We start from the raw sequence: 20,515 nt of genomic DNA, 5'->3' as shown, positions 1-20,515 counted from the left end.
TGCAGGGGAGGAACAGTATAGTCACTTTCCAAACATGCCAGCCTCGGATAGGGGCGGGCGTTTGATGCGTTCCTCTGCCGGACGCCAAGACGCGAGATTTCTGGAGACTTCCCATGCGCGCCGAAGCGCAGCAACATATCGACCGCATCGACGCCGCGCTGGACCTGTTGCGCCGCTTTCTGGATTGGGACCGGGCGCTGCGGCGTCTGGACGAACTCAATGCCCGCGTCGAGGACCCGACGCTGTGGGACAACCAGAAAATGGCGCAGGATGTCATGCGCGAGCGCACGCGGCTGGAGGCTGCGATCGGCGCGACGCGTGCGATCGACAGCGAAAAGACCGACACCGCCGAACTTATCGAAATGGCGGAGGCCGAGGGCGACGAGGATATGGTCAGTGAGGCCATTGCGTCGCTCAAGGCGCTGGCCGACCGGGCGGACGAGGACAAGATCAAGGCGCTGCTCGCCGGCGAGGCCGACGCCAGCGACACCTATCTGGAAATCCACGCGGGCGCCGGCGGCACGGAAAGCCAGGACTGGGCGGAGATGCTGAGCCGCATGTATCGCCGCTGGGCGGAGCGGCGCGGCTACAAGGTGGAACTGGTCGACTATCAGGCGGGCGACCAGGCCGGCATCAAGTCGGCGACCTTCCTGTTCAAGGGCGAAAATGCCTATGGCTATGCCAAGACCGAAAGCGGCGTGCATCGCCTGGTCCGCATCAGCCCCTATGACAGTTCGGCCCGACGCCATACCAGCTTCTCGTCGGTCTGGGTCTATCCGGTGATCGACGACGACATCGATATCGAGGTCAAGGAAAGCGACCTGAAGATCGATACCTATCGCGCGTCCGGCGCGGGCGGGCAGCACGTCAACACGACCGATTCCGCGGTCCGCATCACCCACGTGCCCTCGGGCATCATCGTCGCGTCGCAGAATGACCGGTCGCAGCACAAGAACCGCGCGACGGCCATGAACATGCTGAAGGCGCGCCTCTACGAGGCCGAACTGCGCCGCCGCGAGGAAGCCGCCTCGACCGACTATCAGGCCAAGACGGAGATCGGCTGGGGCCACCAGATCCGGTCCTACGTGCTCCAGCCCTATCAGTTGGTGAAGGACCTGCGCACCGGCGTCACCTCCACCTCGCCCGACGACGTGCTGGACGGCGCGCTCGACCCGTTCATGGCGGCCGCGCTCAGCCAGAAGGTCACGGGCGAGAAGGTCGATGTGGAGGATGTCGACTGATGAGGCACGGCCGGGCAGGGGGCGCGGCGCTGGCGGCTTCGCTGCTCCTGCTGGCCGGCTGCGGTCCCTTGTCCCGCAAGGACGACGATCGGCCGCCGGGGGCGAGGGATTTTCCCCGCGCGGACAGGCCGGTGGCGCCGGTCGTGTCGACCCGCTGGTCAAGCGAGGAGGCGCGCGATCGCGTCAACGAGGCGGACGACATCATGGGCCGCGCGGGTATCCGTCCAGGCATGACGGTGGCCGACATCGGCGCGGGCGAAGGCTATTATACCGTGCGGCTCGCCAAGCGGGTGGGGGGCAGGGGCCGGGTGCTCGCCGAGGACATCATGCCCGAGGTGATCGAGGCGCTGTCCCGCCGCATCACGCGCGAGGATTGGCGCAATGTCAGCGTGCGGCTGGGCGCGGCGGAAGACCCCAAGCTGCCGGAAAACAGCTTCGACCGCATCTTCATGGTCCATATGTATCACGAAATCGCCGAACCCTATGCGTTTCTGTGGCATCTCAGCCCGGCGCTCAAGCGCAACGGCGAACTGATCGTGGTGGATGCCAACCGGCCGACCGAGCAGCATGGCACGCCGCCGCGACTGCTCGCGTGCGAACTGGCCGCCGTCGGCTTTCGCATGGAGGAACTGGTGCCCAAGCCCACGGCGGGGGGCTATTTCGCGCGCTTCCGGCGTGCCGTCGCGCGGCCTGCGCCCGACGCCATCGTTCCTTGCGCCCTGCACTTCGACAAATGATCGGGGAAGGTCTTACCTTCCCGCTGAAACAAGGTTAATGGCGCGCCAACCCTGTTCTTCCGGGTGGTTTTGACGTTTAGGTGATGGAATGGCTTCGGGGGAGAGGCTGATATGACCGACCAATCCGGTTCCATGGCGGCCAATATGATGCAGCGGCGCCATGCCGCGCGGCGCAAGATGTTTGAGCCGGTTACGCTCAGTTTCGGCGGGACCGAGGTGCGCGCCCATTTTCTGGACCTGTCCTGCTCGGGTGCGCTCGTTCATTGCGAAACCCCGCCCGCGCCTGGCCATTATGTCAATGTCGGCGCGCCAGGCCTGGCAACGAGCGGCCGGGTGATGTGGGCAAAGGGCAAGCGGTTCGGCATCCAGTTCAGCCAGCCGTTGACGCAAGCACAGACCGACGCGCTGATAGCCGGCGCCTGACTTCAGCTGCCGCGGCGGCGCCATCTGCGAAAGGCGCAGGCGCCAAGCAGGCCCCCGCCCAACACAGCCGCGATCGCCACGCCCGCCGACGCCAGCGCCCAGGCGCCAGCCACGAGCAGGCCGGTCAGGAAATCGACGATGATGAGCGTCAGGTGGATTATGTTCTAGGTCCCCAGTTCCCTGGCTTCCTGATATTTGAGTTCCAGGAAGCGGTTCTGCACCGCCAGCTTGTCAAGATCGCCGGTCGCCAGAGTCTCGCTCACCCGCGACAATTCGGCATCGATCACGCCCAGCCCCTCGACCAGTTGCTGTTCAGGCACGCGGCCGTTGCGCTCCTGTCGGCGTAGCGGCGCGGGGATGGACTGGTAGCCGGTGACGAGTTCGGGCAGATGGTCGGCCAGCAGTCTGCGGATATCCTGGGCGGCGGGCTCCTGCTCGCCCAGCCGCTCAAGCTGCGGGGCCAGCGTCTCCAGCTTGACGCCGATGCTGTCGACCAGCGTGACGGCGGGCGCGGGCAGGGCCTTGCGTTGATGGTCGAGCCAGATTTCGGTCTGCAAGGGCAGCGCGGGCAGCGGGGTTGCGGCAAGCGCCTCCGTCCGGACCGCGCGTTCGGTCGGCAGGGTGAGGATCAGCAGCAACGCAGCGATCATCGCCCCGAGCGCGATCATGACGCCAGTCGTGCCCAGCGGTGTTATAAAACCCGCGATGATGCTGGCGATCAGCACCGCCGCGACGGCCCAGGCGCTATATTTGAGCTTGCGCATCAGCGCCGCGTTGCGCCGCTGGCGGGTGCGGGCGGACAGGCTGCGGCCACGTTCCGAATGGCGGCGCAGCACCGCTTCGGCATCGGCGAGAACGCGGTCGGAGCGGGTCATGCCGAGCGTGGCCAAGGCCATCGGGGCAGCGACAGGTCCGGGGTGGGGGAATGTCTCGCGCCCATCCGTCACGCCTCCAGCGCGCTCAGCAGTGGATTGTCGGCGCGGGTCTGGTTGGCCGCCTGGGCCTGACCTTCGGCGCGGGCGATATAGCCTTTGGACTTTTCCACCTCGTTCGACAGCGTATTCACCGTCGTCTTCATATTCTCCAGCGCCTTGGCCTTGAACGTGTCGATACTGTCCATCGTGTCGTAGATATTCTGGAACGCGCGCTGCAGGGTTTCGATCGGAATGGTGCTGGATGCCGCCTGCTCGTGGATCGCGGCGGTCTGGCTTTTCAGCATCTCGCCGGTCGAATCGATCATGTTGGCGGTGGTCGTGTTGAGTGCGGTAATCTGTTCCAGCACCAGCTTCTGCCCGACCAGCGCCTGCGCTACGGTGACGGCGGTTCGCAGCGCGGCGACGGTGGTGGTGCTGGCGCGGTCGACGCCTTTCACCAGCTCGACATTGTTTTTCTTGACGAGGTCGAGCGCGAGATAGCCCTGCACGGTCACAGCCATCTGCGTCAGCAGATCCTGCGTGCGCTGGCGGATGTAGAAGAGCGCGCTTTCGCGGATCGCCTTCGCCTTGGCGGGATCGGTCGCATCCAGTTCGAGCGCCTTCGCCTCAAGCCGGGCGTCCAACGTCTTCGAGATGTGGATCATCTGTTCGAGGCGCCCCATGGCGGCCCACATATTCTGCCGCTCGACATCGATGGCGGCATTGTCCTTGGTCAGCACGTCCTTGCCGCTGGCGAGGCTGTTCAGGATCGCATTGATGTGACTCTGCGCGCTTTTGTAGCTGTCGAAATAGTCGCGCATCCTGTTGCCGAAGGGGATGAGGCCGAACAGCTTCCTGGGCGCGGTCAGGCTGCCGCGCTTGCCGGGGTCGAGATCTTCCACCGTGCGCCGCAGTTCGGCTAGGTCAACGCCGACCTTGTTGTCGCTGTCCATCGCGCGCACCGGCCGGTCGAGGAAGCGGTTGGAGTGCCCGGCCGCCTCGGCGATTTCCTTGCGGCCCATATTGGTGAGCTGGTCCACGCGGGCGCCGAATTCGGGAGAGTTGGCGTCCTGCGCGACCAGGTCGTCGATGAAGGCGTCGACCTTTTCGTCGAGTTTGGATCGCTGTTCATCATCCAGCGGAACCAGGCCCGCCGCCCGGTCGGGCGCGACCGGAGGCACGGGGTCGGGCGGCGTCAGGTTCAGCGCGTCTGCGGTGGCGGTCGTCGTGGGCGCGGTGCTGGCCATGTCATCTCCCGAAGGCGTGTCTGCGGCTTTGCTGTTATATGTCACTATAACAGCAAAGCACAAGATGACGGCCGGTCGCGATTGACAGGCGAGTTCGCCTCACAGCGCGCGGGCGCGGTCCAGATGCTTGCGCAGCGTGGGAATCGTGGCGGTCGCCATCGCCCGGACCGACCGGTCGCGGGCGATTTTAGCCTGCATCTGATAGTCGGCGATATCCTTGCGATGATCTTCGATCATATGCTGTTTGAACGCGGTGTCGAAACGGTGGCCGCGCAGCCCGCGCAGCATCCGCTCCGCCTTCATCGCGTCGGGCGTCATCGCGCTGGTCGGGCGCACGTTCAGCGACCGGCCGAGCGCGGCCAGTTTCTGCTTGTGCTGGCCATGGTCGGCGACCAGCAGCCGGCCATAGGCGCGCACCGCCGGGCTGGCGCCGCGATCCTGCGCCAGGCGGCCGAGCGTCACTTCGCCATTGTCGCCTTTCATGGCATCGGCCAGGAACTGGCGGTCGGATCGGGGTGCGGCCTGTGCCGCGCTGGCCAGCAAGGCGGATGCGGCGATCGTCAGGGCAATGAACTTCATGGCAAGTCTCTCCTGTCATCTTTATGGGACCCTGCGCCAACGTAGGGCCGGCGCTGTCGTTCCAGCCGCACCCCGCCGCTGTCGCCCTTGCCGCAGCGCGGCATTTCCTGTAGGGGCGCGCCCGATAGTCTGGTCAGGCGCGGTGCCGGCCCGGAAACACGACATCCCAAAGGCAACTCATGTCCCTGCGTAATATCGCGATCATCGCGCACGTCGACCATGGCAAGACCACGCTTGTCGACCAGCTGTTCCGCCAGTCCGGCACCTTCCGCGACAACCAGCGCGTGGAAGAGCGCGCGATGGATTCGAACGACCTGGAAAAGGAGCGCGGGATCACCATTCTGGCCAAGCCCACCTCGGTCGAATGGAACGGCATCCGCATCAACATCGTCGACACGCCCGGCCACGCCGATTTCGGCGGCGAGGTGGAGCGCATCCTCTCGATGGTCGACGGCGTCATCCTGCTGGTCGATTCATCCGAAGGCGCGATGCCGCAGACGAAGTTCGTAACCGGCAAGGCGCTTGCGCTGGGCCTGAAGCCCATCGTCGTCGTCAACAAGGTCGACCGTCCCGACGAGCGCATCCAGGAAGTGCTGGACGAAGTGTTCGACCTGTTCGTGACGCTGGAAGCCAATGACGAGCAGCTCGACTTCCCCGTCCTCTACGCGTCGGGCCGCAACGGCTACGCCAGCGAGGATCCGCAGCGCCGCGAAGGCACGCTGGAACCGTTGTTCCAGAAGATCGTCGACCATGTGCCGCCGCCGTCGCTCGACGTCGATGCGCCGTTCAGCTTCCTTGTGACCCTGCTCGATCGCGACAATTTCCTCGGCCGCATCCTGACCGGCCGCGTCCAGTCGGGCACGGTCAAGGTCAACCAGCCGATCCACGCGCTCGACATGGACGGCAATGTGATCGAAACCGGCCGCGCGTCGAAGATCATGTCCTTCCAGGGGTTGGACCGCGTGCCTGTCGATGAAGCGAAGGCGGGCGATATCATCAGCCTTGCCGGACTTACCGTCGCGACCGTCGCCAACACGATCTGCGACACGCAGGTGTCCGTGCCGATCCAGGCGCAGCCGATCGATCCGCCGACCCTGTCGATGCGCTTTGCCGTCAATGATTCGCCCATGGCCGGCCGCGAAGGCAGCAAGGTGACGAGCCGCATGATCCGCGACCGCCTGGCGCGCGAAGCCGAATCGAACGTCGCCATCAAGGTGACGGAATCGGAAGACAAGGACAGTTTCGAGGTAGCCGGCCGTGGCGAATTGCAGCTGGGCGTCCTCATCGAAACGATGCGCCGTGAAGGCTTTGAACTGGGCATCTCACGCCCCCGCGTGCTGTTCGGCGAGGATGAGAATGGCAACCGGACCGAGCCTTATGAAACGGTCGTGATCGATGTGGACGATGAATTTTCCGGCACCGTCGTCGACAAGATGAACATCCGCAAGGCCGAGATGACGGACATGCGTCCCTCGGGCGGCGGCAAGACCCGAATCACCTTCTCCGCGCCCTCGCGCGGGCTGATCGGCTATCATGGCGAATTCCTGTCCGACACGCGCGGCACCGGCATCATGAACCGCCTGTTCGAGAAATACGGTCCCCACAAGGGCAAGATCGAAGGCCGCAAGAATGGCGTGCTGATTTCCAACGGCTCGGGCGAAGCCAATGCCTATGCGCTGGGTCCGCTGGAAGATCGCGGCATCCTGTTCGTGGGCGTGGGCGAAGCTCTCTACGAAGGCATGGTCATCGGCGAAAATGCCAAGCCCGAGGACCTTGAAGTCAACCCGATGAAGTCGAAGGCGCTGACCAACTTCCGCGCCAGCGGCAAGGACGACACCGTCCGCCTGACCCCGCCCAAGAAGATGACGCTGGAACAGGCCATCGCCTATATCGACGATGATGAAATGGTCGAAGTGACGCCCAAGACCATCCGTTTGCGCAAGCGCTATCTCGACCCGAACGAGCGCAAGCGCATGAGCCGCGCCAAGGCGGCCTGACGCCACGGTGAGCGTGAAAATAGGGCCGGGGTCGCGAGACGCCGGCCTGTTTTCGTCGGGGTGCCAGCCGGACGGATGCCGCCACGAGGACGGCGCCAAGCTCCCGTCGGTCGTTTGACAGCCAAACGGCGCTACCGTAAGCAGTCGTTCTGGAACGCCTTTCAACCCATTAGAGATCTGCATGAGCATTAGAGTGGGGATCGGTGCCGGCATGGTGCCTTCGATCACACCGCCGGTGCTCTGGCGCTGGATCGCCCTTTGCGAACAAAGCGGGATCGACAGCATCTGGCACTCCGACCAGATACTCGGACCCGCACCCGACCCCATCGTGATGATGGCCGGTCTCGCCGCGCGGACGGAACGAATGCGGTTTGGCATGAATGCGCTCGTGGTCCCTTTCCGGGAGCCGTTGATTGTCGCCAAGCAGATCGCCTCGATCGACTATTTGAGCGGGGGGAGGGTGCTGCCCATGTTCGGCGTCGGGGCTGACAACGATCCCTACTGGAACGCGACCGGACGCTCCGCCGCACAGCGAGGCGCGCGCGCTAACGAGGCAATCGCTCTCATCCGCGCACTGCTCGAGGAGCAGGAGGTCGCTTTCGACGGCGTGCATTTCCAATATCACGGCCCGGGCGTGCAACCTCGGCCGCAGCACCCCATCCCGCTTTGGATCGGTGGCGACTCGCGCGCGGCCATCCGGCGTACCGCTGCTGCCGGCGACGGATGGATCGGCGGACTGAGCAGCGTCGACAAGACGATTCAGACGGTCGCGGAGATCAAGGCCGAACTCGCCTTGACCGGCCGCACCATCGACGATGATCATTATGGCGCCACGGTGCCTTTCCGAATTGGCGCTCCCGATGATGCGGCAGTTACGACGATGCGGGATCGCCTCGCTTCAAGGCGGGCGGGTGCCGGCGTCGAACTGCATCAGATCATCGCGGCGGGAGAGCCGGAGGTCATCGTCTCTCATATCCGCACCTATGTAGCGGCGGGCATATCCAAATTCGTTGCATTGCCCGTCGCCAAGGACGGTGAGGACCTGCTCGACCAGACGAACCGCCTCGCTCGCGACGTGATTCCGCACATCGAAAGCCTCGAGCTGGGCCGCGCCTGACGCCGGGAGGTCGATTCGCGCCAGCCCAGCTGCTGTTGTCTGCGCTGGTCACACCTCACCATTCCGGGCTTCCCGGACCCTCTACCTTCCTGCAATAAATCAGGTTATGGTTAACTTATGGGGGTGAAGCGCATAATCACGGCCGCGGCCTGGCTGGCGGCGATCACGGGGTTGGTGCCGGCGCGGGCGGACATTCCGCCGCCGCCTAAGCCCGGTTCCTTGGAAACCTACAAGGACTGGACGATCGGCTGCGACAATCGCGGCCGGTGCGAAGCCGTGGCGTTGCAGGCGGAAGGCAGCGACTGGCCCGACCAGCCGGTGATGATGGGGGTCATTCGCGATGCCGGCGCCGGCGCCGACCCGGAAATCTGGGTCAGCCGCGATGCCAAGGGGCAGGAGGATCTGCGCTTCCTCATCGACGGCCGGGAAGTCGCGCGCGCCACCAGCGCGGACGGCGAGGCAATGGTGCAGGGGGCTCTGGCATCGACGCTGGCGGTCGCGATGGCGCGCGGCGGGCGGATGGAGGTGCGATCGGGCGAGAAGGCCATCGCCAAGCCCTCGCTGGCCGGCATTGCCGCCGCGCTGCGCTATATGGACGCGCGGCAGGGGCGGGCGGGGACAAGCGTGGCGCTGGTCGCGACCGGCCCGCTGGGGCGTACCGCCGTTCGGGCCGCGCCCCTGCCGGTCGTGATCCGGCGCGCAATCATCCCCACCGGTCCGGCGCCCGTGACGCTCTGGCGCGAGGAACTGGCCGCGCTGGGCAAATTCACCGGCTGCACCGACGAGATGCAGGATGCATCGCCGCCCGACCTCTACCGCCTGTCGCGCACGGAAACGCTGGTGTTGGTGCCCTGCGGCGCGGGCGCTTATAATTTCACCTCGGTTCCGGTGATCGCCACCGGCGTCCCCGGCCGCCGCAGCTTCCGCTTCGCCGGCTTCGACTTCCAGCCGGGCTGGAGCGAGAATGCGGCGCACCCGATGCTGGTCAATGCCGGCTGGTCAGCGGAAAAATCGACGCTGCAAAGCTATGCCAAGGGCCGTGGCCTGGGCGATTGCGGCGGCAGCGAGAGCTATGTCTGGGACGGCACGCGCTTCCGCCTCAGCGAGGCGAGCGCGATGGGCGAATGCAGGGGCGCGTGGCACTGGATCACGACCTGGTCGGCGAAGGTCGTGGACTAGGAAGCGAGCGCTACCCGCTCACCCGGCTCGTGCGAGGAAGAGCGAGAAGAGCCCTTCGGCATCCGTCCACTCCCGGCATGGCTCCCATCCGCCCGCGCGCAGCAGCAGCCGGGCGTCGCGCGTGCCATATTTATGGCTGCTTTCTGTATGGATGGTTTCGCCCGGCTCCATCCGGAAACATGCGCCCGCAACCTGGAACTGCAAGGAACGCGTGGCTTCCAGATGCATTTCGATGCGCGCCTGATCGTCATTCCACACCGCGCGGTGGACAAAGGCGTCGATCGGCAGGTCGCCTCCCAGCTCGCGATTGATGCGGGTGAGGAGGTTGAGGTTGAACGCGGCCGTGACACCCGCCGCATCGTCATAGGCCGCGATCAGGCGGGGGGGATCCTTGATCCGGTCCATCCCGATCAACAGCAGAGCCTCGCCGCCCAGCAGCCGGCGCATCGCGCGCAGCAGGTCGACGGCGGCGGCCGGGTCCATATTGCCGATGGTCGAGCCGGGGAAAAAGCCGAGCCGCGGCATGCCTGCGATCGCGGCCGGAAGGGCAAGGTCGCCGTTGAAGTCGCCGACCACCGGCAGAACGGGAAGCTGCGGAAAGGCCGACGCAAGCGCGGCGCTGCTCGCGTGGAGGAAGTCGCCGCTGATGTCGATGGGCACATAGGCGGCAGGCGCGACGGCGCGCAGCAGGTGCGGCGTCTTGCGCGCGCTGCCCGCGCCGAATTCGACCACCGCGCGGCCGGGACCAATCGCCTTGGCGAAATCCGGGCCGTGTCGTTCCAGCAGGGCGGTTTCGGTGCGCGTCGGATAATATTCCGGCAGGTCGGTGATCGCTTCGAACAGTTCGGATCCCCGCCGGTCGTAGAACCAGATTGGCGGCGTCGCCTTGGGCGTGCGGGAAAGGCCCGCCACTATGTCGCGGCGGAAGGCGGGATCAGCGACGGCGCCATCGCGGGTCGGTTCGATCGTCAGCAGCATCGCGTCACAGGTCCCTGGCCAGCCGCAGCCCGGTGAACTGCCAGCGCTGATGTGGATGGAAGAAATTGCGGTAGCTCGCCCGCATGTGGCCGCGTGGCGTGGCGCAACTGCCCCCCTTCAGCACGAACTGGCCGCACATGAACTTGCCATTATATTCGCCCACCGCGCCATCGGCCTGGCGGAAGCCGGGATGCGGCGCGTAGGCGCTGGCGGTCCATTCCCATATCTCGCCGAACATCTGGGTGAGCGCCGAACCGCCTTCCGCCGCCTGGGGCCGGGGGCAGGCCGCTTCATCCAGTTGCGTCCCGCTGACCGGCGCGATGTTGAGAGCGCCGCTTTCCCATTCCGCTTCGGTCGGCAGGCGCGCGCCGGCCCAGCGGGCGTAGGCATCCGCCTCATAATAGCTGATATGGGTCACCGGCTCGGCCGGATGCACCGGCTTGCGCCCGTCCAGGCCGAAGCGCGTCCAGCCCTGTTCCTCGCGCCGCCAGTAAAGTGGTGCCTCGACCGCCTGCGCCTGCACCCAGTCCCACCCTTCCGACAGCCAGTGCGCGGGATTGCCATAGCCGCCATCGTCGATGAAGCTGATCCATTCGCCATTGGTGATCGGTCTATGCGCCAGCGCATGGGGGTGGAGCAGCGCCTTGTGGCGCGGCCCCTCGCAATCGAAGGCAAAGTCGCCCTTCCCATCGTCGCCAATCTCGACCAGCCCCTGCCTTCCCTCGATCCAGTGGAGCGGCCCGGGGACTGGCGCGGGGGCGCCGGGAGAGCGCTCGAACAGCGCAGGCTCCAGCGGGTTGAGCGAGAAGAGATGCTGGATGTCGGTCAGCAGCAGTTCCTGATGCTGCTGTTCATGGTGCAGGCCCAGCGTCACCAGCGTGCTGACGGCGGGCTCCAGCCGCGGCAGCGCGATCAGCATCGCGTCGTCGACATGGGCGCGATAGGCCATGACGTCATCAAGCGACGGCCGGGTCAACATGCCCCGCATCGGGCGCGCATGGCGCGGGCCTTCCGCCTCATAATAGCTGTTGAAGAGGAAGGCATAGCGCGGGTCGAAGGGCTTGTAGCCCGGCACGTGATCGCGCAGCACGAAAGTTTCGAAGAACCAGCTGACGTGGGCCAGATGCCATTTTGCCGGCGAAGCGTCCGGCATGGATTGCGCCGTCGCATCCGCGTCGGACAGGGGCGCAGCGAGCGCCTCGCTCAATCCCCGCACCTCGCGATACCGGGCGGACAGATCCTCCAGACCCGGTGCTATCCGGCTTCGCGCCATGCCTGCCCCTTTCGATACGGTTGCGCCGCTCTCGCGAAACAAGCGCAGAAATCCGGATTAGGTTCCGAAATGCCGGCCCGCGCCCATCAGCGCGACGCGCCCGGCACCCATTTGATGTCGCCGGCGCCATTGCCGTTCAGGCGACGGGCAAGGACAAAGAGCAGGTCGGACAGCCGATTGAGATAGGCCATCGCCTGCGGGTTCAGCCCCGCCTCCTGCGCGGCGGCGGTCGCGCTCCTTTCCGCGCGGCGGGTGATGGCGCGGGCCAGGTGAACCGCGGCGGCCGCCGGCGATCCACCCGGCAGGATGAAGCTGTCGAGCGGCTGCAACGCGGTGTTCATCGCGTCGATCTGCTCTTCCAGCCGCTGCACCTGGCTGGCGATGATCCGCAATGCCCACGGCTCGTCGACTCCGTCAACTGGCAGGGGCGTCGCGAAATCGGCGCCAAGGTCGAACAGGTCGTTCTGGATGGTCCTCAGCCAGGCCGCCTCTTGCGTGTCGCCCATCGCGACGATGGCAAGGCCGATGGCGCTGTTCGCTTCATCGACATCGCCGACCGCCTGCATTCGCGGCGCATGTTTGGGCAGGCGCGATCCATCAGCGAGGCCGGTCGTGCCCGCATCGCCGGTGCGGGTGTAGATCTTGTTGAGCTTGACCATCAGCGGTCAGCCATTGCCCTTCATCAGCAGCATGATGGCGACGATGATGACTGCCGTCGCCTGAAACAGGATGCGGTTGATCATCATCCTGTTCTGCTTGAGACTGGACTGGCTGGGCGTGCCCTCGGGCGCGTTCAGCTGTTCCTTGGTGGACTGGAGAAAGGCGATGATGCCCCGGATCAGCGCGAACAGGGTCGCGGCCATGGCAAGGATCAGGGCGATGACAAGGACGACGTTCATGCCGGCGAATCTAGGCCTTCCCCAGCGAAATGCCAACCGGAAAGCGCGCCTGGCGCAGATCGTCCGCCAGCCGTCGCGGATCGGCGCCCTGCGCGCGTAGGTCGGCAAGGGCGATCGACCCGTTCCGCTTAGCAAGGCGCCGCCCATCCGCGCCGACCAGCAGCGGATGATGGCAATAGAGGGGTGAGGGCAGGTCCAGCAGCGCCTGGATCAGCCGATGGACATGGGTCGCTGCAAACAGGTCGTCGCCGCGCAGCACATGGCTGATGCCCATTGCCGCGTCGTCGATTGTGCAGGAAAGATGATAGCTCGCGGGCGCGTCCTTGCGCGCGAGCACGACATCGCCGGCCGCGAGCGGCTCGGCCCGCACGACTTGAGCGGAGCCGTTCGCTGGCCCGCCAGGAAGGGGAAAGGGCAGGTTTCTCCAGACCAGCGGCCCCGCGCGCTCGACCGCCCGTGCCGTGTCGATCCGCCAGGCATGCGGCTCGCCCGCGGCGCTCCGCCGCATCCTCTCCTCCGCGGGGAGCTGTCGGCAGGTGCCGGGATAGACCGGCCCTTCCGGCCCGTGCGGCGCGCTAGCGCTGGCGGCAATGTCCGCGCGCGTGCAGAAGCAGGGATAGAGCAGGCCCATCCCCCGCAGCCGATCGAGCGCCGCTTCATAATGCGCGAGCCGGGCCGACTGGACGATGATTGCGCCATCCCATTCCACCCCCAGCCAGCGCAAATCCTCGACAATGCCCTTCATATGTTCGGGCCGGCTGCGGGTGCCGTCGATATCCTCGATCCGCAGGCGAAAGGCGCCGCCGGACCCTCGCGCCATGTCCATGGCCATCAGCGCCGACCAGCCATGGCCCAGATGCAACCTACCGGTTGGGCTTGGCGCGAAGCGAGTTACCATATGCTGTGGTGCGGCGGATTGACTCATACAGGCCCTTGACGGGTCGGGGTGGTTAATGCTGTCATGCTGCGGTCACGTTTCTGATCGATCAGGACGGCGGCGAAGGGTTTGAAGGGTTCTTATGTACCATCCCGACCTGATACGACATCCGGAAAACTGTCCGGCCCTGGTCCTGAACGCGGACTATACGCCGCTAAGCTATTATCCGCTGAGCCTCTGGCCCTGGCAGACCGCCATCAAGGCGGTCTTTTTGGATCGGGTCGATATCGTCGCCAGCTACGACCGGGAAGTGCACAGCCCCAGTCGGCAGATGAAGATCCCGTCGGTGATCGCGCTCAAGCAATATGTGCGGCCGTCCGAACATCCCGCCTTCACCCGTTTCAACCTGTTCCTGCGCGACCGCTTCGCCTGCCAATATTGCGGGTCGACCAGCGACCTCACCTTTGACCATGTCATCCCGCGCCGCGCCGGCGGGCGCACGACTTGGGAAAATGTCGCGACCGCCTGTTCGCCCTGCAACCTCAAGAAGGGTGGGCGCACCCCCAAGGAGGCGCATATGCAGCTGCATGTGACGCCGATCCGACCGACCAGCTGGCAGTTGCAGGAACAAGGCCGCGCCTTCCCGCCCAATTACCTGCATGAGAGCTGGCACGACTGGCTTTATTGGGATGTCGAACTGCTGGCCTGATCACCGGCGACAGCTTGCCAGGGCCTGCCCGCGCCGGAGAATATTCCGCCCTGACGCTCGATTTGACCTTGCCCTTCATCCCAGCGTCGGCACCCAGTCCAGATCCATGTCCTTGTGGCGATTGGTATAATGACCGATCTCTTCCAGCCGGGCTATGTTGAGCAGGGTAATGCGCCCATTTGAGCGGCTGATCAGCCCTTCCTGCTCCATCTGCCGTACCATGCGGTTGACATGGACGGATGTCAGACCGATCGCGTCGCCGATTTCCTCCTGCGTCAGCTTGAGGTCGAAACTGTCCGTGACGCCCTCGTCGATCAGGCGCAGACGGTCGAAAATGTCGAGCAGGAAGGAGGCCACCCGTGCCTTGGCCGACGTGCGGCCGAGCGACGCCAGCCGGTCCGTGAGCGCGACCCTTTCATTATTGGAAAGCAGGAACAACAGCGCCGCGACGCGGGGATATTCTTCGAGCAAGCGGCGCAGGGCATGTTTGTCGAACGGGCAGATGATGGCGTCCGACAGGGCGACCAGGGATTCGGGCGCCTTGTTGTAGATGGTGCTCGCCGACCCGATGAAATCCCCTGGGAAATAGACGCGCAATATCTGCCGGCTTCCGTCTGGCAGGATGACGAAGCTCATCACCCGGCCTTCACGCAGGACGAACAGTTCCGTGACTGTCTCGTTGACCCGCTGGATCATTGCGCCACGCTTCACCTTGCGCGGATTTTCCTCCAGTCGTGCCAGCGCTCTCCTCTCCTCCTCGGACAGCGGCACATGCTTGGCCAGCCTGTCCGCGAAACAACTTGTCGCCACTCGCAGCACCTTTTCACAGTAATTCTCGTTACGATGGCAAAACGCCCCCAGCGCCTTTTGGCTGCATTTTCGTGCGGCGCACTAAACTCGATCAATATGGGCGCTGTAATCTGTAAATGTTTGAAAGGCGTTGGCCCCGAGCGGCCGCCGCGCGGGGTTTCGTCCCGCCTTGCGTGAAACGGAATTAACGTTAAGAACCCAGCCAATGGACCGCATTGATATCCGCGGCGGCAAGGTGTTGAACGGCCGCCTTCCCATTTCCGGCGCGAAGAACGCGGCGCTTACGCTGCTGCCTTGCGCGCTGTTGACCGATGAGCCAGTGACCTTGCGCAATCTGCCGCGCCTGGCCGATGTGGACAGTTTCGGCCATCTGCTCAACCAACTGGGCGTGTCGACGATGATCGAAGGCGCGCGGCCGGAGGATTTCGGCCGGGTTATGACCGCGCGCGCGGGGCGCGTCACGTCGACCGAGGCGCCCTATGACATCGTGCGCAAGATGCGCGCATCAATCCTGGTGCTGGGTCCGTTGCTCGCGCGTGCCGGCGAAGCGCGGGTTTCGCTGCCGGGCGGCTGCGCGATCGGCAATCGGCCCATCGACCTGCATCTAAAGGCGCTGGAGGCCTTCGGCGCGACGATCGAGATCAACGCGGGCTACGTTCGGGCCAGCGCGCCTGACGGCGGCCTGCCTGGCGGTATCTACACCTTCCCGGTCGTGTCGGTTGGCGCAACCGAGAATGCCCTGATGGCAGCAGTTCTGTCCAAGGGCACCTGCATCCTGGAAAATGCCGCGCGCGAACCGGAAATCGTCGACCTGTGCCGGCTGCTGGTCGCGATGGGCGCGGACATCGAAGGGATTGGTTCCGACAAGCTCATCGTCCACGGCCGCGATCGGCTGCACGGCGCGACCTACAGCGTCATGCCCGACCGGATCGAGGCGGGCAGCTACGCCTGCGCCGCCGCGATCACCGGCGGTTCGCTGGAACTGGCCGGCGCCTGCGCCGATGACATGCATGCGATCCTCGCGGCGCTGCGGGACGCCGGGGTGGAGGTGCAGGAACTGAAGGACGGCATCAAGGTCAGCTCCGACGGAAAGCTGCGGCCGCTGACCGTGTCGACCGCGCCGTTCCCGGCCTTCCCGACCGACATGCAGGCCCAGTTCATGGCGATGCTGACCAAGGCGAGCGGCGCGTCGGTGCTGACTGAAACGATCTTCGAAAATCGCTACATGCATGTACCCGAACTCGCGCGCATGGGGGCTGACATCGGCGTCAATGGCCGCACCGCCGTGGTGCGCGGGGTCGATCGACTGGTCGGCGCGCCCGTCATGGCGACGGACCTGCGCGCATCGATGAGCCTGATCCTCGCCGGTCTCGCCGCCGAAGGCGAAACGCAGGTCAACCGCGTCTATCATCTCGATCGCGGCTATGAGCGGCTGGAAGAAAAGCTGTCCGCCGTGGGTGCCGACATCGAACGGGTCAGCGATGGCTGAAGGCATGGCGCTTGAGACGGACCGCGCGGCCCTTACCGCCGGTTATGATCTGGATGCGGGCGGTTTCGAAACGCTGGATCAGATCACCGCCTTTGCCGCCGCGCTGTGCAACGCCCCTATCGCGCTGGTCAGCGTCGTCGAGGATGTGCGGCAACGCTTCCTCGCCCGCACCGGCCTTGAGGCAGAGGAAACGCCGCGAGACGCCTCCTTCTGCGCCCATGCCATGCTGGGTGAGACCATCTTCATCGTCCCCGACGCGTCACGGCACCCGAACTTTGCTGACAATCCGCTGGTCACGGGTTCGCCCCACATCCGCTTCTATGCGGGCGCGCCGCTGCGGTCCGACAATGGCTTGCCGCTTGGCGCGCTGTGCGTCATCGACGACAAGCCGCGAGAGGATCTGACACCACTCCAGCGCCAGGGGCTGACCTTGCTTGCCCGGCAGGTGATGGTGGAACTGGAAGGGCGCCGCCGCGACCGCGAGGTGATTGCGCGGCAGTTGCTCGACGCTCAGGCGCTGGCGGAAAGCGACCGGCTGTTCCGTACATTGGCCGACACCATGCCGCAGATGGTCTGGTCGACGCTGCCGGATGGCTATCATGATTATTACAATGCCCGCTGGTATGAATATACCGGCGTGCCCGAAGGGTCGACCGACGGCGAAGCGTGGAATGGCATGTTCCATCCCGACGATCAGGATCGCGCCTGGCACCGTTGGCGCAGGTCGCTGGAAACCGGCGAATCCTACGAAATCGAATATCGGCTGCGCCACCGCAGCGGCGACTATCGCTGGACGCTGGGCCGGGCCTTGCCGATCCGCGACGGGGCAGGCGATATCATCCGCTGGATAGGGACCTGCACCGAAATCCACGAACAGAAGCTGATGATGGAGGAGCGCGAGATCATCGCGCATGAACTGTCCCACCGCATCAAGAATATCTTTTCCGTGATTGCCGGCCTCATTGGCCTGTCGGCGCGGCAACATCCGGCCATCCGGGAGGTGGCCGACGACCTGCGCGACCGCATCATGGCGCTGGGCCGCGCCCATGACTTCGTCCGCCCGCACAGCTACAGCGGCGGCGAGACGGAAGATGGACGACTGCGCGGCATATTGGAGCAGATTTTCGCGCCGTACGAACATGCGGGCACCAGCCGTTTCCTTTTCTCCGGGGAAAATCCGGCGATCGATGATCGATCGGCGACGCCGCTGGCGCTCCTGTTCCACGAACTGGCGACCAACGCCGCCAAATATGGCGCGTTGTCGGTCGACACGGGGCGCATCCATGTCGACGTGCGCACCGAAGGATCGGCGGTCCGCATCGACTGGCGCGAGGAAGGCGGGCCACCGGTCAAGCCGGCCGGCCCCGAAGGCTTCGGCAGTCGTCTGATGCAGTTGAGTGTCGAACGGCAGCTGGGCGGTCAGATCGTGCGCGATTGGCAGCCGGGCGGGGTCGCGATCAGCCTGTGGATCCCATCCCGCTCCATGAGCCGCGACCTGCCGGAAAAGGTGTGAAGCCGGAGATCTCGGCCGCATCCAGCTCCGCGCTGTCATTCGCGGCGAGGCGCAGCGTGGCCGCGATGCTGTGCGCGCGAAACGGCTTGGTGATGACGCCCAGCGCAACTTCAGCGGCTGCGCCGATCTGCGCTGGATTGGCGGTGACATAGATCACCTGCACGCCATAGCGACTGGCCAGTTCCAGGCCGATGCTTGGGCCGGTGGGTCCGTCGCGCAGGTTGAGATCGACCAGCGCGATGTCGCAGTCCATTGCAGCCGCCAGGGCAGCGTCCCGATCGGCCGCGATCGCGCCAACCGTGAATCCGGCATCTTCGACGATCTGTTCGATCTCCAGGGCGACGAAAATCTCGTCTTCTACGATCAGAACCTTCTTGCTCATACCTCAGCTCGCAACCTGGAGCGAATTAATGCGCAACAGAACAAGAGGTTCCCGCACTGCAAAAAATTTCGACGGGTGTCGGTATCGGCCGGGCAGGAAAGGCATCATCTCGCGGGCTTAATTTGCCTCGTTCGTCCACAATATCTCGAACGCCGTGCCCTGCATCAGCAGAACGCTTGCAGGATAACCCTTTTCGCTCGCCTGGCGGGCCGTGTCGGTCGCGCTGGCAACGGCGGCTTCCTGCGTGGCGAAGGGGCCGAAATATCGATTGTCGAGATTGATCTTCCACGCCCCGTCATGCTGCAGGACGATATAGCGGGCGTGGGGAAGGGTCTGGGTGGACGACGGCATGGGTCAGAGAACCTCGCTGTTATAATGATGCCAGGCCATGATCGCCGCGGCGCCGCGATGCGGGCGCCAGCGTTCCGCGACCTGACGGGTCTGTTTTTCGCTCGGCCGTTCGGGCAGGCCGAGGATGCGGCCGATCTCGATCTGCACGGCAAGGTCGCCGGCGGGCCAGACATCGGGCCGTCCTTCCGCGAACAGCAGGTAGATTTCCGCCGACCAGCGGCCGACCCCCTTGATCCTGACGAGCTGCGCGATCGCTTCCTCATCATCGGCGGGCAGGGCATCAAGGTCGAGCGCGCCGCTGGTCACCAGTTCAGCCAGGCTGCGGGCATAGCCCTGCTTCTGCCGTGACAGGCCGCAGGCGCGCAGTGCGTCGAAATCGCGGGCAAGCAGGATGTCGGGAGGGCATCCTGCGCCAAGTTCCGCCTCCAGCTTGCGCCACACCGACGCCGCCGCCGCGACGCTGACCTGCTGCCCCACGATGGTACGCAGCAGCGTTTCGTAGCCGGGTTCGCGCATGCGAGGCAGCGGATAGCCGACCCGCCCGATCGCGGCGGCGAAACCGGGCTCGATCGCCGCGATCGCGTCGAGACTTTCCTGCAGCCGTTCGGCCGTCTTTACCATCGGTGTTGCTTTCCGGTTCTTGATTTATCGTCTCTTGATTTATCGTTCACCCCGATTATGAGCGGCGCAAACAATTCAAGGATTGAGGTACATGCCGAAACTGACCGTGGTCAACCGCTCGGGCGAGGAACAGGCTGTCGAAGGCGACAACGGCCTGTCGGTCATGGAAGTGATCCGCGATAATGGTTTTGACGAGTTGCTCGCCCTGTGCGGCGGCTGCTGCTCTTGCGCGACCTGCCATGTCTATGTTGACCCCGCCTTCGCCGACAAGCTGCCGCCGATCAGCGAGGATGAAAGCGATCTGCTCGACAGCTCGGATCATCGCAACGAGACCAGCCGGCTGTCGTGCCAGCTGACGCTGAGCGACGCTCTCGACGGCCTGCGCGTCACGATCGCGCCGGAAGACTGATGAAGGCGCCGGCGCCTATGGCCTGACGCGCAGCGTCGCCATCGGCGCCTCGCTCGTAAGAGGCGTGATCGTCCAGACGATGCGCTTGCCCTGCGCGCTCGGTTGGGCGCCGTCTTCCTGATTCTGGCTGACGATCTCCGCGTCGGTGGTCAGCGTGAAGCTGCCGTCGAGCGCCTTTGCTGCGTCGTCGCCCGTGCTGCCCTTGCCGATCGGTTCACGCCCCTTGTCGAAACTGTTGGAATAGCCGGGCGCCTTCACCCGCACCCGGTCATCGCCGCGCAGTTCGACCGCGACGAAGGGCAGCAGGATCTCCGCATCGCTGTTGAAGGGAAAGAGGAAGGCGTGGGTCAGCCGGCCGCTGATCGCATAGTCGATCTCGAAGCGATGATGCCCCATGTAGCGTGCGACGCGAAAGCCCTTTTCCTTGGACAGCGCGGCGGCGATCGCCTGCATCTGCGCCTCGTCGTCGGGGTCGGCCGGACGGTCGAACCGTTCATCCGTCCCCGCCGGCTTTTGCAGCCCGACCGGGCGATAGGCGCTGTCCTTTTTCTCCGGCGCGCTGTTCAGCGGATCGGCGCCGGGCGCGCCGGGTGACGACCCCATGCCCTTCATGTCCGACGCCAGTATCTCACCTGTATAGGTGAAGCTGAACTGGCGATCGGCGCGAATGTCCAGCGTCGACACGAACTTGCCGGGCGTCACCAGGCAGGCGCTGAGCCACAGGCAAGCGGTGAGCGCGCCGGCGGCGCGGAAAAATGCAGCCATATCAT

General features: G+C 65.2%; 23 protein-coding genes. 10 read left to right on the top strand and 13 right to left on the bottom strand.

Translation table 11 applies throughout. The features are described 5' to 3' along the window. Positions 1-113: 113 nt before the first annotated feature. The 3 genes from prfB to AAC640_RS03800 all read left to right on the top strand — a co-directional run bounded on the left by prfB (position 114) and on the right by AAC640_RS03800 (position 2,401). Positions 114-1,241 (top strand): peptide chain release factor 2, encoded by a 1,128-nt coding sequence (gene prfB, locus AAC640_RS03810; RefSeq protein WP_340264737.1) that lies wholly within the window; start codon positions 114-116, stop codon positions 1,239-1,241. Beyond that, positions 1,241-1,978 (top strand): class I SAM-dependent methyltransferase, encoded by a 738-nt coding sequence (locus AAC640_RS03805; protein WP_340264736.1) that lies wholly within the window; start codon positions 1,241-1,243, stop codon positions 1,976-1,978. The genes prfB and AAC640_RS03805 overlap by 1 nt, the downstream gene beginning before the upstream one ends. 111 nt (positions 1,979-2,089) lie before the next feature. Beyond that, a complete protein-coding gene (locus AAC640_RS03800) occupies positions 2,090-2,401 on the top strand; it encodes a PilZ domain-containing protein (RefSeq protein WP_340264735.1) in 312 nt (103 codons plus the stop codon). A 164-nt stretch (positions 2,402-2,565) separates the two neighbouring features. Here the strand turns inward: AAC640_RS03800 and AAC640_RS03795 are convergent, their stop codons facing one another. The 3 genes from AAC640_RS03795 to AAC640_RS03785 form a co-directional block, all read right to left on the bottom strand. After that, a complete protein-coding gene (locus AAC640_RS03795; RefSeq protein WP_340264734.1) occupies positions 2,566-3,276 on the bottom strand; it encodes a hypothetical protein in 711 nt (236 codons plus the stop codon). A gap of 68 nt (positions 3,277-3,344) precedes the next feature. Further along, positions 3,345-4,562, bottom strand: a complete 1,218-nt coding sequence (locus AAC640_RS03790; RefSeq protein ID WP_340264733.1) for a toxic anion resistance protein — start codon at positions 4,560-4,562, stop codon at positions 3,345-3,347. Positions 4,563-4,661: 99 nt separating this feature from the next. Continuing rightward, on the bottom strand, positions 4,662-5,141 hold the full coding sequence (locus tag AAC640_RS03785) for a DUF4142 domain-containing protein (protein WP_340264732.1): 480 nt from the start codon (positions 5,139-5,141) through the stop codon (positions 4,662-4,664). Between the two features lie 179 nt (positions 5,142-5,320). Here AAC640_RS03785 and typA point away from each other — a divergent pair, with 179 nt between their 5' ends. The 3 genes from typA to AAC640_RS03770 all read left to right on the top strand — a co-directional run bounded on the left by typA (position 5,321) and on the right by AAC640_RS03770 (position 9,434). After that, positions 5,321-7,138, top strand: a complete 1,818-nt coding sequence (gene typA / locus AAC640_RS03780) for a translational GTPase TypA (RefSeq protein ID WP_340264731.1) — start codon at positions 5,321-5,323, stop codon at positions 7,136-7,138. 181 nt (positions 7,139-7,319) lie between these two features. Further along, a complete protein-coding gene (locus tag AAC640_RS03775) occupies positions 7,320-8,255 on the top strand; it encodes an LLM class flavin-dependent oxidoreductase (protein ID WP_340264730.1) in 936 nt (311 codons plus the stop codon). Positions 8,256-8,372: 117 nt separating this feature from the next. After that, the gene (locus AAC640_RS03770; RefSeq protein WP_340264729.1) at positions 8,373-9,434 is read left to right on the top strand and encodes a DUF1176 domain-containing protein; all 1,062 of its coding nucleotides are present in this window, start codon (positions 8,373-8,375) and stop codon (positions 9,432-9,434) included. Positions 9,435-9,452: 18 nt separating this feature from the next. Here the strand turns inward: AAC640_RS03770 and egtD are convergent, their stop codons facing one another. The 5 genes from egtD to gluQRS form a co-directional block, all read right to left on the bottom strand. Continuing rightward, positions 9,453-10,412 carry an L-histidine N(alpha)-methyltransferase gene (egtD, locus tag AAC640_RS03765; protein WP_340264728.1) on the bottom strand — a complete coding sequence of 320 codons (960 nt, stop codon included), beginning with the start codon at positions 10,410-10,412 and terminating at the stop codon, positions 9,453-9,455. A 4-nt stretch (positions 10,413-10,416) separates the two neighbouring features. After that, a complete protein-coding gene (gene egtB, locus AAC640_RS03760; RefSeq protein ID WP_340264727.1) occupies positions 10,417-11,685 on the bottom strand; it encodes an ergothioneine biosynthesis protein EgtB in 1,269 nt (422 codons plus the stop codon). Between the two features lie 86 nt (positions 11,686-11,771). After that, positions 11,772-12,344 carry a cob(I)yrinic acid a,c-diamide adenosyltransferase gene (locus AAC640_RS03755; protein ID WP_340264726.1) on the bottom strand — a complete coding sequence of 191 codons (573 nt, stop codon included), beginning with the start codon at positions 12,342-12,344 and terminating at the stop codon, positions 11,772-11,774. 6 nt (positions 12,345-12,350) lie between these two features. Beyond that, complete coding sequence (locus tag AAC640_RS03750; RefSeq protein WP_340264725.1) at positions 12,351-12,584, bottom strand: twin transmembrane helix small protein; 234 nt, start codon at positions 12,582-12,584, stop codon at positions 12,351-12,353. A gap of 10 nt (positions 12,585-12,594) precedes the next feature. After that, on the bottom strand, positions 12,595-13,509 hold the full coding sequence (gene gluQRS, locus AAC640_RS03745) for a tRNA glutamyl-Q(34) synthetase GluQRS (protein WP_422794942.1): 915 nt from the start codon (positions 13,507-13,509) through the stop codon (positions 12,595-12,597). Between the two features lie 94 nt (positions 13,510-13,603). On the opposite strand from gluQRS, the gene AAC640_RS03740 reads away from it, so the two are divergent. Further along, the gene (locus AAC640_RS03740; RefSeq protein ID WP_340264724.1) at positions 13,604-14,170 is read left to right on the top strand and encodes an HNH endonuclease; all 567 of its coding nucleotides are present in this window, start codon (positions 13,604-13,606) and stop codon (positions 14,168-14,170) included. Between the two features lie 75 nt (positions 14,171-14,245). Here AAC640_RS03740 and AAC640_RS03735 read toward each other — a convergent pair whose 3' ends face one another. Further along, positions 14,246-14,980 (bottom strand): Crp/Fnr family transcriptional regulator, encoded by a 735-nt coding sequence (locus AAC640_RS03735; protein ID WP_340264723.1) that lies wholly within the window; start codon positions 14,978-14,980, stop codon positions 14,246-14,248. 205 nt (positions 14,981-15,185) lie between these two features. Here AAC640_RS03735 and murA point away from each other — a divergent pair, with 205 nt between their 5' ends. Together murA and AAC640_RS03725 are read left to right on the top strand one after the other, a co-directional pair. Beyond that, entirely contained in the window at positions 15,186-16,469 is a 1,284-nt protein-coding gene (gene murA, locus AAC640_RS03730) for a UDP-N-acetylglucosamine 1-carboxyvinyltransferase (RefSeq protein ID WP_340264722.1), read from the top strand. Then, positions 16,462-17,982, top strand: coding sequence for a sensor histidine kinase (locus AAC640_RS03725; RefSeq protein ID WP_340264721.1), 1,521 nt, complete (start codon positions 16,462-16,464; stop codon positions 17,980-17,982). The genes murA and AAC640_RS03725 overlap by 8 nt, the downstream gene beginning before the upstream one ends. On the opposite strand, the gene AAC640_RS03720 is transcribed toward AAC640_RS03725, so the two are convergent. The 3 genes from AAC640_RS03720 to AAC640_RS03710 form a co-directional block, all read right to left on the bottom strand. Then, positions 17,927-18,364 carry a response regulator gene (locus AAC640_RS03720; RefSeq protein ID WP_340264720.1) on the bottom strand — a complete coding sequence of 146 codons (438 nt, stop codon included), beginning with the start codon at positions 18,362-18,364 and terminating at the stop codon, positions 17,927-17,929. The two genes, AAC640_RS03725 and AAC640_RS03720, sit on opposite strands and share 56 nt — an antisense overlap. A gap of 117 nt (positions 18,365-18,481) precedes the next feature. Continuing rightward, a complete protein-coding gene (locus AAC640_RS03715) occupies positions 18,482-18,715 on the bottom strand; it encodes a DUF2188 domain-containing protein (RefSeq protein WP_340264719.1) in 234 nt (77 codons plus the stop codon). A 3-nt stretch (positions 18,716-18,718) separates the two neighbouring features. Then, complete coding sequence (locus AAC640_RS03710; protein ID WP_340264718.1) at positions 18,719-19,336, bottom strand: DNA-3-methyladenine glycosylase family protein; 618 nt, start codon at positions 19,334-19,336, stop codon at positions 18,719-18,721. Positions 19,337-19,427: 91 nt separating this feature from the next. Here AAC640_RS03710 and AAC640_RS03705 point away from each other — a divergent pair, with 91 nt between their 5' ends. Beyond that, positions 19,428-19,745: a 2Fe-2S iron-sulfur cluster-binding protein gene (locus tag AAC640_RS03705; protein ID WP_340264717.1), complete on the top strand. Its 318-nt coding sequence runs from the start codon at positions 19,428-19,430 to the stop codon at positions 19,743-19,745. 15 nt (positions 19,746-19,760) lie between these two features. Here AAC640_RS03705 and AAC640_RS03700 read toward each other — a convergent pair whose 3' ends face one another. Further along, positions 19,761-20,510, bottom strand: coding sequence for a hypothetical protein (locus AAC640_RS03700; protein ID WP_340264716.1), 750 nt, complete (start codon positions 20,508-20,510; stop codon positions 19,761-19,763). Positions 20,511-20,515 lie beyond the last annotated feature (5 nt).

The organism is Sphingobium mellinum (assembly GCF_037860795.1).
Taxonomy (GTDB): domain Bacteria; phylum Pseudomonadota; class Alphaproteobacteria; order Sphingomonadales; family Sphingomonadaceae; genus Sphingobium; species Sphingobium mellinum.
This window is presented reverse-complemented; position numbering and strand designations above follow the sequence as displayed.